The sequence below is a fragment of the Chryseobacterium sp. 14P4.3.2 genome (genome assembly GCF_057799275.1).
On the sequence record NZ_JBYOKO010000003.1, the window covers coordinates 123,564 to 138,356 of the forward strand.

Below are 14,793 nucleotides of genomic sequence, written 5' to 3' on the forward strand. Positions count from 1 at the left end.
TTAAAAAGAGCATTTTTTTGTAACCGGCAGGAGATGAGCATTTCTCGAAGTACCCATTTTATGACTCATCAATGTTTATTGACAAAAAAAGCACTCCATTACTGAAGTGCAAAAATTAACTTAAAATGAAATGATATTATAGAAAGTGAATAAGTGTTATAATTTAATTTTCTGCTGAATGGATTCTCCGTTAAGAAGAGTAACATGTACCACATAAACTCCGGATTCTAAACCTTTGGATTCATAAAGAGAGGTATTAACTTCCTGCTGTACAGCTAAAGCTCCTGAAATGGTATATATGCTGATATTTTTAATACTATTGCCTGATTTTATTTTGATCTGTCTATTTTGCGTAAAGATATCTGTTCTTTCTTTTAAGGTGTTGATATATATGGCTTTACTTAATTGAAGGTTATAAAATGGAGTGGCTACTTCAAAAGTATATTTCTGTTTACCCAGATTTTCTAAACTGATTCCTCCTGTGTTCCGATATTCTTCTTTAGAAATAGTTTTTACCAGTGTTTTGCTTTCATCAAAAATATATACAGCAGCAAGTTCATCCTGGTCTATTTTCAATTTTAAGACAGCATTATTCTCAGCCTGTACGATTTCATTTTCCTGAATCTCTTTTGGAGTGGTTTTAATGTAGGGAAGCATTTTATCTTCATTATTTTCCGTCACTTTTAAAAGATAAACCCCATCTTTTAAAGAAGATAAACTTCGCTCATCAGCAGATCTTTTCATTGTTTTTTCCTGATTAAAATCTGTAATTTCTACCAGCTGCATATTTCCCAGCTCAGGTTTTATCTGGGATGAGAATAAAGAAGTTTTTTCTGATGGAACATCTGATTGTTTGCCAAAAACTGATCCTGCTATTGCCCATTGATTGAGCAATCCGCCACTTCTCAGCGCATTAAACTTTGCATTGGAAGCTAATGTGAATGGAAGAATTCCTCCTACATGTCCTATAGGGCCCCAGTAAAAAGAATCCAGTTTATATTTATTAAGATCCCACCACGGATAATATCCACGCTGCACATCAATAGTTTTGGATGTGTTTTCCGGAGGGATGGCTAAATCTACTGTAGAGTGCCCCAAAGTCATAGGAGTTTTATTATACCAGTCATACACATCTTTAGGCTTCATACACTGTCTGAGCTTATTGTTCGGATTGTTGGTGACATCATGGATAAAGCTGTTGGTAAAGAGTTTTCTCCATACAACAGGTCCCCACAGTAAACCTCCGTTATCCTGAGCCACGTGATAATTGTACCGGTCAATATATTCTGCAGAAATTACCTCCGAAATATCATTGTTATAGGTTTTAAAACCCGTATTGTTGCAGCTGTGCAGAACATTGGCCAGAAATGCAGTGAATGGATAGATGTCTTTTTCCAGTACTCCTTTTTGTAGAGTTACTCCTGAGAAATCATAAGGTCCATCCCCCATATAAGCATATTTGAACTTGAGATTATCCGGATTTGAAATACTTAATCTCTTTAATGTAGACATTGCAGCATGGGCTCCCTGAGAATATCCTGCTAGAAAATACTCATCATAACGCTTTACATTCAGTTGGGCCAATACTTTATTGGCTGCTGTGATGAAATCTACAGTGGCTCCCGCTTCCGTAGGATAATCCACATAAGGATGAACTCCCTCTCCGGTTCCCATTCCTACATAATCAGGTGCCATTAAAATATAGCCATTGAGTACATAAGAAAGTTCAACTACAAATCCGGCAGTTAAAGCTCCTTTGAAATTGGAGGGAACGTTGTGTCTGCTATCAGTAGTTCCGTGGTCCGATACTACTGTTGAGAGTTTGAAACCTACACTAGGATACATCAAAAGCCCGGTTGCTTTTACAAGAACATTTTTCTCGTTTTTAGTGTAATAGGTGATTTTATAGCCTTTTAATCCAACATTGAAACTGTTGAGATAGCTCACAAAATCCGGAGCATTCTGTTCACCAAGATTATTAGCTATGAAATTGACAACTCCCTGTGGAGTTAAATCCAGCTTCTCTTCAGCGCTTACCAAATCTCCAGCCTGCTGGGCAAAACAGAATGGAGCTGAAATCCCTAATAAGAAAGTAGCGATTTTTTTCATATTGATATCTTTTTGGCGGTATTAAGGTAATAACTTTAATGAATTAATGAAAATATTAATACATCAATAACTATTCAGCGAATATCAATTCTCTTTAATGTGAGTAAAATAAAAGAGTCTGAACCAATGGCTCAGACTCTTTCAGTATATGGTTTGCTTTTATTTAAAAAGCGTTGATTCCCGTAATATCTAAACCGGTAATTAACAAATGAACATCGTGAGTCCCTTCATATGTAATTACGGATTCCAGGTTGGCTGCATGTCTCATCATTGGAAATTCTCCCATGATTCCCATGCCTCCTAAAATCTGTCTTGATTCTCTTGCAATTTCAATAGCCATATTCACATTGTTACGCTTTGCCATAGAAATTTGAGCAGGCGTTGCTTTGTGTGCATTTTTAAGGTTTCCTAGCTGAAGACATAATAACTGGGCTTTTGTGATCTCTGTCAGGAACTCAGCCAGTTTCTTCTGTTGAAGCTGATAAGAACCAATTGGCTTACCAAACTGTTTTCTTTCTTTAGCATACTGAACAGCCGTACAGTGGCAGTCGATAGCTGCGCCAATTACTCCCCACGAAATTCCATATCTTGCAGAATTCAGACAAGACAAAGGCCCTTTCAATCCTGTTACGCCCGGAAGCAGGTTTTCCTTCGGTACTTTTACATCATTGAATACCAATTCTCCTGTTTTCGAAGCTCTTAAGCTCCATTTATTGTGAGTCTCCGGAGTCGTAAAACCTTCCATTCCTCTTTCAACAATCAGCCCCTGTACTTTTCCTTCCTCATTCTTTGCCCACACTACTGCGATGTCGCAAAGAGGAGAGTTGGTGATCCACATTTTAGCCCCATTTAAAAGATAATGATCTCCCATATCTTTAAAATAAGTTTCCATAGAACTTGGATCAGAACCATGATTAGGCTCAGTTAATCCAAAAGACCCAATCATTTCTCCGGCAGCAAGCTTCGGCAGATATTTCTTTTTTTGTTCTTCAGAACCGAACTCATTAATTGGAAACATAACCAGAGAGCTTTGTACTGAAGCTGCAGAACGTACTGCAGAATCTCCTCTTTCCAGTTCCTGCATGATCAAACCATAAGAAATCTGGTCTAATCCTGAACCTCCATACTCAACAGGGATATACGGACCTAATGCTCCGATTTTCCCTAGTTCTCTCATAAGGCCAGGTAGATCTGTATGATTTTGAGCGGCCTGATCAATCTGCGGCATTACAAAACTTTCCACCCAGTCTCTTACAGATTGGCGGATCAGTTTGTGTTCTTCGGTAAGTAAAGCATCAATTCCATAATAGTCGGGAATGCTTGTAAGAGGATAATATGACATGATTTTTTGATTTTGTTAAAAGTAACATTTTTCGTGGTGTCTTGAAAGTTTTTTTGAAAACTTATATTGATATTGGTTTTCAGACAGATAATGCTCTTTTTCTTTGTTTAGGTAATAAATTCTGCATTTTAAGACTCCTCATCATTGGATATAGGGTATTGATTGGTAGAATTGTGAACTTCAGTTTTAAATTTATACAGATAGGGTGCTTTATTGGCTGAACCATCATAAAGTTTTTCCATTCTGTCAAGAATATTTAAGCTTAAAATCTTTCGCTGGAAGTTATTTCTTCTAAATTTCTGACCCAGAATAGTCTCATAAAGAGCCTGTAGGTCTTTCATTGTGAACTTCTCAGGAAGCAGATTACTGGCAGCTACTTCAGTATTGATGTTCATTCTAAGATATTCCAGCCCGGTTTCTATGATCCTGTCATGATCGAAAGCCATTTGAGGCAGTTTATTCACTTCAAACCATTCACAGCTTTCATTGAAAGCATCCGGAAAGGTATTAGTCAGGGAAAAATCAATAAGGCTGCAATAGCCTACAGTAATAAATCGCTGAAAGATCCAGTGGTCTTGCGGGACTTCTATTCCTTTATTTTTAAGAAGGATCTGGTGAACATTGTTTTCTGTACGGTCTATTCTTCCAAAAGTGTGAAACTGTTTTAAAAACAAACCTTTAAGATGCGTCCTTTCAAATAAAACCCTTTCAGCAGCTTCCCTCAAATCTTCATCATTGAAAACAAAGCCACCCGGAAGTGACCACAGATTCAGATCGTGATATTTTAAAAGCAGAACTTTCAGAATATTATTATGAAAGCCGAATATAGTGCAGTCAACAGAAATATGAGCTACGAAGTCCTTGGTGTCGATAAGTTCCCGAAGCGTTTCTTTACTTTTCGTGTCTTTGATTTTCATGGCAGTAAAAATAAAACTATTTTCTATTTGAGACGTTAAAATATATTAAACTAATCACAAAAAGAAGAATTACAGAGAATAATATATATAATGGGTAGAAGTTTAATAGCTGATTTTCAAATAATAAAGCCATAATAATAGAGCTTACGGAGCTGCCTAATGAAGAGAAAATAACGATCAGAGAAGTGAAAAGATTGATCTTGTCTTTATCCACCTGGGCAATCATTCTTGAATTGATAACAGGGTAGAGCGGCGAAAGAAAAAGACCTATTACCGGAAACAAAAAGAGAAGAACTTTTGAATTTTCAGAATCAGAGTACTGTATACCAACTATAGTTAGCAGTATGATGACAATTAACGACATACATGCCATATAATATCCAGGCAAAGAAAATCTTCTGATGATATTGGCCGTTAAAGTTCTTCCTGCATATGAAAAAAGTGACAGGAAAGAAGTAGCCTGAAGTGCAAAAAAAGAATTGACCTTCAGGTGGTTTTTATAAAAAGAGGGAAGCCACGAGTTGAATCCCTGTTCTACAAAAACAATAAAGAAGATAACCCCCAGAAATAAAGCCACAACAGGAGTCGTAAACCCGGAAAGTTCAGACAAAATGCTTTTATTTTCCAACGGTTTCGCTTCAGATATTTTCGCTTTCGAAAGTAAAAATATGGTGACAGCAGATAAAGCAGCAATGAGTAAAAATCCAAACTTCCAGAATTCAGAATACTGACTGGAAATCAACCATCCGAATCCTGTATTGACTACAAAAATTCCTACCATAAAAGAAGCTTCCACACTGTTCATTGCCTTTGCCAGCGATTTCTCATCAGAAATATTATTCCTGATAATCCCGAAGACACAGATTTTGCCTATGGCAAAACAGGCCCCGATGATGGCAAACCACAGCTTATAAAACCAGAAGACTTCAACGAAGGGAAGAAGACATGAACATAGCCCAACAATCGCTAAAGCAAGAATTAGTGCTTTTTTTGCGCCGGTTTTATTAATGAAACCCACGGCAAAAAGAGAAATAAAAGCAACAGGCAGGTCTTTAAAAGATTCAAGAAAGCCAAGTTCTCCATAGGTAATATTAGCATCTGCAAGCTGCAGGATGATAAGTCCCATACAGTTTAAAACCATTGAAAAAATAAGAAAGGTAAGTTTTAGCGGAAGAGAAATATTTGAAAGCTTGGAGGTCATTTTGGGAGATTACTTTATTGGTTTTTTAAAACTTTTTATGAAATATTGATGCGAAGATATGGCTTCTAACCCTGAAAAATAAAAGAAAAATTAAAATATTTGTGAATGGAATGTTAATTAATTAAAAAAAAATATATTTTTATTGTCTCAATTTGAGAATTAAACAATAACTATATATGAATGTAAGAATATCAAGAAGTCTGGGAGTGGTTGCTGTGCTGTATTTTACAGCTAACTTCAATGCTCAGACCAGTGTAAAAGACACTATCCCAAAAGAAAATAAAATAGAAGAGGTCGTAATGATTGGTTACGGCAGCCAGAAAAAAAGCAATGTTACAGGGGCTATATCAAGTATTAAAGCTTCAGACATTGAAAACGCTCCTACCGCAGGGCGTCCTGAGCAGGTTCTTCAGGGAAGAGCTGCCGGAGTTTCGGTAATATCAAATTCCGGACAGCCGGGAACCGCTGCTACAGTGCGTGTTCGTGGTATTACCAGTTTTGGAGCCGGAAGTAATAATCCTTTATGGGTGGTAGACGGAATTGTAGTGGATAATATTGGCTGGCTGAATCAGTCTGATATTGAAGGAATGGAAATCCTTAAAGATGGAGCTTCTGCTGCAATTTATGGAGTATCTGCTGCAAAGGGTGTGATTTTAATTACGACAAAGAAGGGAGGTAAAGGAAGATTGAATCTTTCCTATAATGGTTTCTTTGGTGTTGGAAGCGCTGCCAAAAAACTGGATCTGCTAAATGGTTCACAATATGCAACTATTATGAACGAGGCCTATATCAATGATAAACTGACCCCGATTCTAGGTAATCCTTCCACTTATGGAGCCGGAACAGATTGGCAAAAACAAATATTCAACAGCGCACAGCGTCAATCTCATGAGTTTAGTATCAGTGGTGGAAATGATAAATCTACATTTTATTCATCTTTTGGATATTACGATCAGGAAGGTATTGTATTAAGAGATATTTCAAATTATAAAAGAGTGAATGCCAGATTAAACTCAACTCATAAAGTATTCGATTTTCTGACAATAGGGCAAACTTTTGCTTATACCCATACAAGATCTCAGGGAGTTACCGATAATGGTGAATTTGGGGGACCGTTGAGTTCTGCGATTAATCTTGATCCGTTGACTCCGGTGGTTGTAAGGAACGGAATTTATAATGAACCTAATTTTAGTGATTATGTTAATAATCCTAATTATGTGAGAGATCCCTATGGAAATGCCTATGGAATTTCACCATATGTAAGTAAAGAAATGACAAACCCGCTAGCTTTCAGACAAACTCAGTTAGGCAGATACAACTGGTCTGATGATATTATAGCCAATGTATTTGCTGAGCTAAAACTGAGCAAGCATATTAGCTTTAAATCCAGTATGAACGGAAAACTTTCTTACTGGGGGAATCAGGCTTTCACTCCGATTAATTACTTGAGTACAGCTAATAAAAATGATTTTAACAGTCTATTCAGACAGATTGATAAAAAGTTTGAGTGGAGTACTGAAAATACAGCTACCTATCAGAATAAATTTGGATTACATAATTTAAATGTATTATTAGGTCAAGGGTATTACGAGTATAATATTTCTTCTGGGCAAAGTACGACATTTACCAATCTGCCTGTAAATAACTGGCAGGATGCCTCTTTCAATTTTGATATTTCTCCAGAAAATAAAAAGGGAAATGCCTGGGACGGAAAACAAACGCACAAGGCTTCCTATTTTGCCAGAGTAGTTTATGACTATGACAACAGATACCTTTTCACCGGAACAATTCGTAGAGATGGTTCTTCAAAGTTTGGAAGCAATAATCACTGGGGGAACTTCCCGGCAATGTCTTTAGGCTGGAATGCATCTAATGAGAGCTTCTGGCCGCAAAATAAAGTGGTAACCAGCTTTAAACTAAGAGGAGGATACGGTGTACTAGGTAATGATGCTATTGATGATTTCCAGTTTGCCAATTTTCTGATTGCCGGAAGTAATTATACATTCGGGGATAATATTATCCGTGTAGGATATGCACCAAGTACCCTTGAAAATCCCAACTTGAAATGGGAGAGAACCTCACAGTTCAACATTGCAGCAGACCTTAAGATTTTCAGAAATTTTGATTTAAGTGTAGATGTTTACAGAAAGAAAAGTACAGATATCTTAAGAAAAGTTGAACTTCCGGGTTACTTAGGGTTAATTAATAATCCTTATAGAAATATCGGAGACATGAACAATGATGGTATAGAGGTTAGCATGGGATACAAAAAAAACTGGGGTGACTTTGGTTTTTCTGTCAATGGGAATGTTGCTTATCTGAAAAATCAGATTACCAGACTTGAAGATGACAGACCTTATGTTAACTTCGCTTCTTACCAAACGCTGGGAGCTGTTTCCAGATTACAGGTTGGTGAATCCTATGGTTCTTTCTATGGATATAAGAATCTGGGAGTTTTTCAGAATCAGGCAGAAATTGATGCGTATAGAAATGCTAATGGCGGATTAATTCAACCTAATGCAAAACCAGGAGATTTTAAAAGACTTGATGCAAACGGAGATGGAGTGATTGATGAACAAGATGCGGTCAATCTTGGTAATTCTGTACCAAAATATACCTTTGGGTTAACATTAAATATGAATTATAAAAATTTCGATTTGATGATTTTTGCTCAGGGACAGGCAGGAAATAAAATTTTCCAGGGCTTAAGAAGACTGGATATTCAGGAAGCAAACTACCAAACAGCTATTTTGGGCCGTTGGACAGGTGAAGGAACATCCAATAATATAGCCAGAGTAACAGTGAATGATGATAATCATAATTATACTAGAATGTCTGACTATTATCTTCAAAAAGGAGATTATTTACGTCTGAAATTAGTTCAGATAGGATATACTTTATCTAAAGATGCTGCGAAAACTATTGGTGCTTCAAAAATTAGATTATATGTGACTGGGGAAAACCTTGTTACTTTCACAAAATACACTGGCTATGACCCTGAAATTGCAGGCGCGGATACATTTGGTATAGACAGAGCTTTTTATCCACAGGCAAGAACTTTTCTTTTTGGAGCTAATGTTCAATTTTAATTGTTAAAAAAATGAAAAATAAAAGATTTATATATAAAAGTTTATCAGTTTTATTCCTTGCAGGTATTAGTTTTGGGGCTGTATCCTGCGATAGAGGTAATCTGGAAGATGTAAAAAATACAGGAACTTTCGATACTAGTAACTATTTTCAGAATGAAGAGCAGGCATTTGGAGGATTAGTGGCAACTTATGATATGCTTAGAAAATATTCCGGTGGATTTGAAAATATGGTCACCTTCTTTAATGGGGCATCTGATGATTTCTACTCAGGCGGAGGCAATTCTTCAGATGGTGCAGGAATTCAGGGGTTTTCCAATTATTCAATCAATCCCATTATTATGCCACTCAGTTATTGGAAAGACTATTATCAGGGTATTACAAAGGCAAACCTTCTTTTGGAAAGGCTTCCCGCTATAAATATGAATGATCAGAACAAAAAAAGATTTACAGCAGAGGCAAAAGTTTTAAGATCATTATATTATTTTGAATTGCTAAGAATGTTCAAAAATATCCCTCTAATTCTGAAGACTTTTAAGTACGACGACGATTATTACAATATTCCTCAGGCAAAACCTGAAGCTGTTTATGCTCAGATAGAAGCAGATATCTTGGCTGCTATCAATGATCTTCCTGTAACAACAACAGTCCCTTCAGAGAAAGGAAGAATTACCCAGGGGACAGCAAGAGCTATTTTGGGAAAAATTTATTTATACGATAAAAAAAATACTGAAGCCGCTGCTCAGTTTGAAATGGTAAACGGCGTACCGGGCCAGACAAGCCAGTATGGTTATAAACTGGTAAGCAATTTTGCAGATTTATGGAAAGTAGATAATAAATTCACTACAGAATCTGTCCTTGAAGTGATGCATACCAATGTAAGTAATGCAGATTGGCCTTTCTGGGGGACCGGAAAGGACGAGGGAAATTCTATCAATGTGATGTTAGGCATTAAGTCTTATGGACGTGTAGCCAATGTTCCTAATAATGATGCTCCGGATCTTTATGCAAGTTGGGGGTTCAACCCTGTTACGGATGATCTGTTTAACTTTATGCAGGGAGATCCCCGTCTGGATGCTACCATATTTAATGGTAAAAAATTCAAGACCGAAGGTAAAATTACCTATTCTCCGGGGTATAAAGACACAGGATATTTCTTAAACAAATATTTACCAAGAAATGCAGACAAATCTAATCTTCCGGGACCTACAGAGCTAAACTTCCGTCAAAATTATATTGCGATAAGACTGGCAGATACCTACCTGATGGAAGCAGAAGCACTTGGAGGTGTTGGAGGAAGAGCTCAGGCATTATTGGATGCGGTAAGAGCTAGAGTAGGCCTTGCATCAGTTCCTGTTTCTATCCAGGCGATCAAAGATGAAAGAAGAAGAGAATTGGCGGGAGAAGGTCACAGATGGTTTGATTTGGTTCGATGGGGTGATGCATCAGCAAAATTGGGATCAAGAGGATTTATAACTGGTAAGAACGAAATTCTGCCTATTCCTTTCAATGAAATGCAAAATACAGCTTTAATCCAAAACCCAGGTTACTAACACATGAAGTTTCACAACTTATATAGTTTCTTTAGAGGTGCCGCACTACTTAGTGGTGTGGCCCTTTTTCCTTTATCATGCACATCAGTTGCTTCTGATAAGGGAAATGAAGTCCAGTATTGGCTTACAAAAGGCGATGAAAGCGTAAAATTACAATTGCAGGCTCCGGTTAAATTTACAAATATTTCCAACAACCTTCAGAATATTGAAATAGATGATCATCAGAAGTTTCAATATGTTGATGGCTTCGGATATACATTAACAGGAGGAAGTGTAGAAGTGATCAACACATTGTCACCAGCCAAAAGAAAAGCGTTACTTAGAGAACTTTTTGGGAATGATAAAAACTCAATCTCTATCAGCTATTTAAGATTAAGCATTGGAGCTTCTGATCTTGACGGTCAAGTGTTTTCATATGATGACCTGCCTGAAGGACAAACTGATGCCTCACTATCAAAATTCAGTTTAGAAAAAGATAAAGCTCTGATTTCGATGCTGAAAGAGATTTTAGCGATCAATCCAGAGATCAAAATCATTGCAGCGCCTTGGTCAGCACCTGTCTGGATGAAAGACAATGGTAAATCCAAAGGCGGAAGCTTAAAACCTGAGTTCTACGGAACATACGCCAATTATTTTGTAAAGTATATTCAGGGAATGAAAAAAGAAGGCATTATCATCGATGCAGTCACTCCTCAGAATGAACCTTTACATCCGGGTAATAATCCTAGTCTTTATATGCCTTCTGCGCAACAGGGAGATTTTATTAAAAATCACTTAGGACCTGTTTTTAAAACAAATAATATCAGAACAAAGATTGTTGTATACGATCACAACTGCAACAAGCCTGAATACGCGATTGATATTTTGAAAGATGCCAAAGCCAATCAGTATATAGACGGATCTGCATTTCATTTATATGAAGGGGAAATATCAGCATTAAGTACTGTTCATAATGCTTTCCCGGATAAGAACTTATATTTCACAGAACAATGGACAGGCTCAAAAGGAACCTTTCAGGAAGATCTGAACTGGCATACCAAAAACGTAATCATTGGTTCAATGAGGAACTGGAGTAAAACTGCTTTAGAATGGAATTTGGCCAATGATTCAAAATACGGACCTCACACAGACGGTGGTTGTACTGAATGTAAAGGGGCTGTCACCATTTCAGACAGTGAAAACTTCACAAGAAATGTTGCTTATTATATTATTGCCCACGCTTCTAAGTTTGTACCTGCCGGCTCCCAGCGTATTGCCTCTTCACAAACTGGAAATCTTTCAACAGCTGCTTTTAAGACTCAATCTGGGAAAATAATAGTAATTGTTCAGAACGATAATAAAGCAGATGAGAATTTTAATATTAAATTTGCCGGAAAAACCGCTGTAGTAAGAATTTCAGGACATTCGGCAGCAACTTATATTTTTTAAACTTTTGATATGAAAAGAGCATATTTTTTACTCGCATTTTCAACATTTGGTATGAATGCCTACGGACAAAAAACAGTAGATCAGAAAGTGGCAGAACTGCTTTCTCAAATGACACTGGAAGAAAAAGTAGGGCAGATGGTGCAGTACAGCGGATTTGAATATGCTACCGGACCTCAGCATTCCAATTCGGCCGCAGTTCTGGAAGAAATAAAAAAAGGAAAAGTAGGCTCTATGCTGAACGTTGCCGGAGCTGAAGAAACCAAAGCTTTCCAGAAATTAGCTGCTCAGTCAAGGCTTAAAATTCCTTTGTTGTTTGGACAGGATGTTATCCATGGCTACCGGACAACATTTCCGGTAAACCTGGGGCAGGCAGCGAGCTGGGATTTGAGAATGATAGAGAAATCAGAGAGAATAGCTGCTACAGAGGCTTCTGCTTACGGTATTCACTGGACTTTTGCTCCTATGGTAGACATTGCCAGAGACCCGAGATGGGGTAGAGTAATGGAAGGTTCTGGAGAAGATACCTATCTGGGTACTAAAATAGGTTTAGCAAGAATCAAAGGATTTCAGGGGAAGGGCTTAGGAAACATTGATGCTGTGATGGCCTGTGCAAAACATTTCGCAGCCTATGGAGCAGCAGTGGGCGGAAGAGACTACAATTCGGTTGATATGAGCCTCAGGCAGCTGAATGAAACCTATCTTCCTCCTTTCAAAGCCGCAGCAGAAGCAGGTGTCGCTACTTTTATGAACTCTTTCAATGATATCAACGGAATTCCTGCTACGGCCAGTAAGTATCTCCAGAGAGATCTTTTGAAAGGAAAATGGAATTATAAAGGATTTGTTGTTTCAGACTGGGGAAGCATAGGGGAAATGATTCCTCACGGCTATGCTAAAGATGCAGGTGAAGCCGCTGAAAGGGCAATTTTTGGCGGAAGTGATATGGATATGGAAAGCCGTGTATATATGGCAGAACTTCCAAAACTGGCCAAAGAAGGAAAAGTAGATCTTAAACTGATAGATGATGCAGCAGGAAGAATTTTAACCAAAAAATTCGAAATGGGACTTTTTGATGATCCTTACAGATTCAGTAATGAGAAAAGACAGAAAGAACAGACCGATAATCTGGAAAACAGGAAATTCGGAAGAGAATTTGGCTCAAAGAGCATTGTTCTTCTTAAAAATCAGGGAAATATACTTCCGCTTTCAAAAACAGTAAAAACTGTTGCTTTGATAGGCCCTTTTGGAAAAGAAACAGTGGCTAATCACGGATTCTGGTCGATAGCTTTTAAAGATGATAACCAAAGAATTGTATCACAGTTTGATGGAATTAAAAACCAGCTTGATAAAAACTCCACTTTATTATATGCAAAGGGTTGTAACGTTGATGATCAGGATAAAACTTTATTTGCGGAAGCCGTAGAAACTGCAAAAAAAGCAGATGTGGTAATTATGACTTTAGGAGAAGGCCATGCGATGAGTGGTGAAGCCAAAAGCAGAAGTAATATCGGCTTTGCCGGGGTTCAGGAAGACCTGTTGGTAGAAATTGCAAAAACAGGAAAACCTATTGTCCTGATGATCAATGCAGGAAGACCTTTGATTTTCAATTGGGCAGCGGATCATACTCCGGCTATCATTTATACATGGTGGCTGGGAACTGAAGCGGGAAATTCTATTGCCGATGTTCTCTTTGGAACCGTGAATCCGGGAGGAAAACTTCCCATGAGTTTTCCAAGAACTGAAGGGCAGATTCCGGTTTATTACAATCATTATAATACAGGAAGACCTGCGAAAAATAATACGGATAGGAATTATGTTTCAGCCTATATAGATCTTGATAACGATCCGAAATTTCCCTTCGGTTACGGTTTAAGCTATACAGATTTTAAATATTCCGATATGATTTTAAACTCAACAAATCTTAAAGGAAATCAGAAGCTTAACATCAGTGTTACAGTTTCCAACACGGGTCAATATGACGGTGATGAGGTAGTACAGCTTTACATCAGAGATCTTTTTGGAAAAGTAGTAAGACCGGTAAAAGAACTGAAAGGGTTTGAAAAAATATTTATCAAAAAAGGAGAAAGTAAAAAAATTGATTTTACATTAACCCCAGAAGACCTCAAATTCTTTGATGAGGATCTGAATTTTGACTGGGAAGGGGGAGAATTCGATATTATGGTCGGAACCAACTCCCAGAATGTGCAGACCAAAAGAATTAATTGGGTGAAGTAAATAGTCGAAAGGGCTGGTTTTGGGCCGCCATATATAAAAAAGATAAAATGCTTTAGTTAAAATCTGATAATCATAATAACATGAAAAATAAACTCCGGAATACCATCCAGTTTTGTGCAGCTGCAATAGTAGTACTGTCAGCTGTAAACTGTGCTTCAAACAAGGCAGATTCTGCAAGAAAACTGATATGGAGTGATGAGTTTAATGGAAAAGGGCTTCCGGATTCATTAAAATGGAATTATGACGTAGGGGGCAGCGGTTATGGAAACAGTGAAGCTCAGTTTTACACAAAAGACAGGCTTGAAAATGCCAGAATGGAAAACGGTAATCTTGTTATTGAGGCCAGAAAAGAAAACTGGGACAATAATAAATATACTTCAGCAAGGCTTTTAACCAAGGGTAAATTTTCTTTTCAGTATGGAACCATAGAAGTCAGGGCAAAGCTTCCGAAAGGCCGTGGAACATGGCCGGCGATATGGATGATGAGCGAAAAGATGAAGAAATGGCCGGATGATGGTGAACTGGATATCATGGAACATGTGGGTTTTAATCAGGGTTATATTCATGCATCAGTGCATACCAAAAAATATAATCATATCAAGGGAACACAGAAAACAGATACTCTTTTTGTAAAAGATGTAAGCGAGAAGTTTCATGTGTATAAAGCAGACTGGACGCCGGAAAAAATAGAGGTTTATATAGACGATCAGAAATTTTTTACCTATGAGAATAAAGAAAAAACCTACGAGGCATGGCCATTTGATCAGCCGTATTTTATCATTTTGAACCTTGCAGTTGGTGGTTTCTGGGGCGGAAAAGAGGGAATTGATGATCAGATTTTTCCACAAAAGTATTATATAGACTACGTAAGAGTCTATCAAAATAAATAATGAAATAGAGGACAATGAGTCCGGAAATAGAAAGA

Annotated in this window: 9 protein-coding genes; 5 read left to right on the forward strand and 4 right to left on the reverse strand. The window is 37.5% G+C overall.

What is annotated here, in order from left to right; translation table 11 throughout:
• Positions 1 to 156: 156 nt before the first annotated feature.
• The 4 genes from AC27VX_RS06250 to AC27VX_RS06265 all read right to left on the reverse strand — a co-directional run bounded on the left by AC27VX_RS06250 (position 157) and on the right by AC27VX_RS06265 (position 5,569).
• Positions 157 to 2,109, reverse strand: a complete 1,953-nt coding sequence (locus AC27VX_RS06250) for a T9SS type A sorting domain-containing protein (protein ID WP_488694466.1) — start codon at positions 2,107 to 2,109, stop codon at positions 157 to 159.
• Between the two features lie 163 nt (positions 2,110 to 2,272).
• Complete coding sequence (locus AC27VX_RS06255) at positions 2,273 to 3,451, reverse strand: acyl-CoA dehydrogenase family protein (protein ID WP_236858974.1); 1,179 nt, start codon at positions 3,449 to 3,451, stop codon at positions 2,273 to 2,275.
• Positions 3,452 to 3,579: 128 nt separating this feature from the next.
• Complete coding sequence (locus AC27VX_RS06260) at positions 3,580 to 4,368, reverse strand: NUDIX hydrolase (protein ID WP_236858976.1); 789 nt, start codon at positions 4,366 to 4,368, stop codon at positions 3,580 to 3,582.
• Between the two features lie 16 nt (positions 4,369 to 4,384).
• Positions 4,385 to 5,569, reverse strand: a complete 1,185-nt coding sequence (locus tag AC27VX_RS06265; RefSeq protein WP_488694469.1) for an MFS transporter — start codon at positions 5,567 to 5,569, stop codon at positions 4,385 to 4,387.
• A 176-nt stretch (positions 5,570 to 5,745) separates the two neighbouring features.
• Here AC27VX_RS06265 and AC27VX_RS06270 point away from each other — a divergent pair, with 176 nt between their 5' ends.
• The 5 genes from AC27VX_RS06270 to AC27VX_RS06290 all read left to right on the forward strand — a co-directional run bounded on the left by AC27VX_RS06270 (position 5,746) and on the right by AC27VX_RS06290 (position 14,758).
• Complete coding sequence (locus AC27VX_RS06270; RefSeq protein WP_488694471.1) at positions 5,746 to 8,658, forward strand: SusC/RagA family TonB-linked outer membrane protein; 2,913 nt, start codon at positions 5,746 to 5,748, stop codon at positions 8,656 to 8,658.
• Between the two features lie 11 nt (positions 8,659 to 8,669).
• Positions 8,670 to 10,208 (forward strand): RagB/SusD family nutrient uptake outer membrane protein, encoded by a 1,539-nt coding sequence (locus AC27VX_RS06275; protein WP_488694473.1) that lies wholly within the window; start codon positions 8,670 to 8,672, stop codon positions 10,206 to 10,208.
• 3 nt (positions 10,209 to 10,211) lie between these two features.
• Positions 10,212 to 11,636 (forward strand): glycoside hydrolase family 30 protein, encoded by a 1,425-nt coding sequence (locus AC27VX_RS06280; protein WP_488694475.1) that lies wholly within the window; start codon positions 10,212 to 10,214, stop codon positions 11,634 to 11,636.
• 9 nt (positions 11,637 to 11,645) lie between these two features.
• A complete protein-coding gene (locus tag AC27VX_RS06285; RefSeq protein ID WP_488694477.1) occupies positions 11,646 to 13,868 on the forward strand; it encodes a glycoside hydrolase family 3 N-terminal domain-containing protein in 2,223 nt (740 codons plus the stop codon).
• Positions 13,869 to 13,948: 80 nt separating this feature from the next.
• Positions 13,949 to 14,758 (forward strand): glycoside hydrolase family 16 protein, encoded by an 810-nt coding sequence (locus tag AC27VX_RS06290; protein ID WP_236858986.1) that lies wholly within the window; start codon positions 13,949 to 13,951, stop codon positions 14,756 to 14,758.
• The last annotated feature ends 35 nt before the right edge of the window (positions 14,759 to 14,793 follow it).

Excerpts from the sequence above, each read along its gene's own strand:
- AC27VX_RS06250 (WP_488694466.1), bottom strand. The coding sequence starts at position 2,109 with ATGAAAAAAATCGCTACTTTCTTATTAGGGATTTCAGCTCCATTCTGT.
- AC27VX_RS06255 (WP_236858974.1), bottom strand. The coding sequence starts at position 3,451 with ATGTCATATTATCCTCTTACAAGCATTCCCGACTATTATGGAATTGAT.
- AC27VX_RS06260 (WP_236858976.1), bottom strand. The coding sequence starts at position 4,368 with ATGAAAATCAAAGACACGAAAAGTAAAGAAACGCTTCGGGAACTTATC.
- AC27VX_RS06265 (WP_488694469.1), bottom strand. The coding sequence starts at position 5,569 with ATGACCTCCAAGCTTTCAAATATTTCTCTTCCGCTAAAACTTACCTTT.
- AC27VX_RS06270 (WP_488694471.1), top strand. The coding sequence starts at position 5,746 with ATGAATGTAAGAATATCAAGAAGTCTGGGAGTGGTTGCTGTGCTGTAT.
- AC27VX_RS06275 (WP_488694473.1), top strand. The coding sequence starts at position 8,670 with ATGAAAAATAAAAGATTTATATATAAAAGTTTATCAGTTTTATTCCTT.
- AC27VX_RS06280 (WP_488694475.1), top strand. The coding sequence starts at position 10,212 with ATGAAGTTTCACAACTTATATAGTTTCTTTAGAGGTGCCGCACTACTT.
- AC27VX_RS06285 (WP_488694477.1), top strand. The coding sequence starts at position 11,646 with ATGAAAAGAGCATATTTTTTACTCGCATTTTCAACATTTGGTATGAAT.
- AC27VX_RS06290 (WP_236858986.1), top strand. The coding sequence starts at position 13,949 with ATGAAAAATAAACTCCGGAATACCATCCAGTTTTGTGCAGCTGCAATA.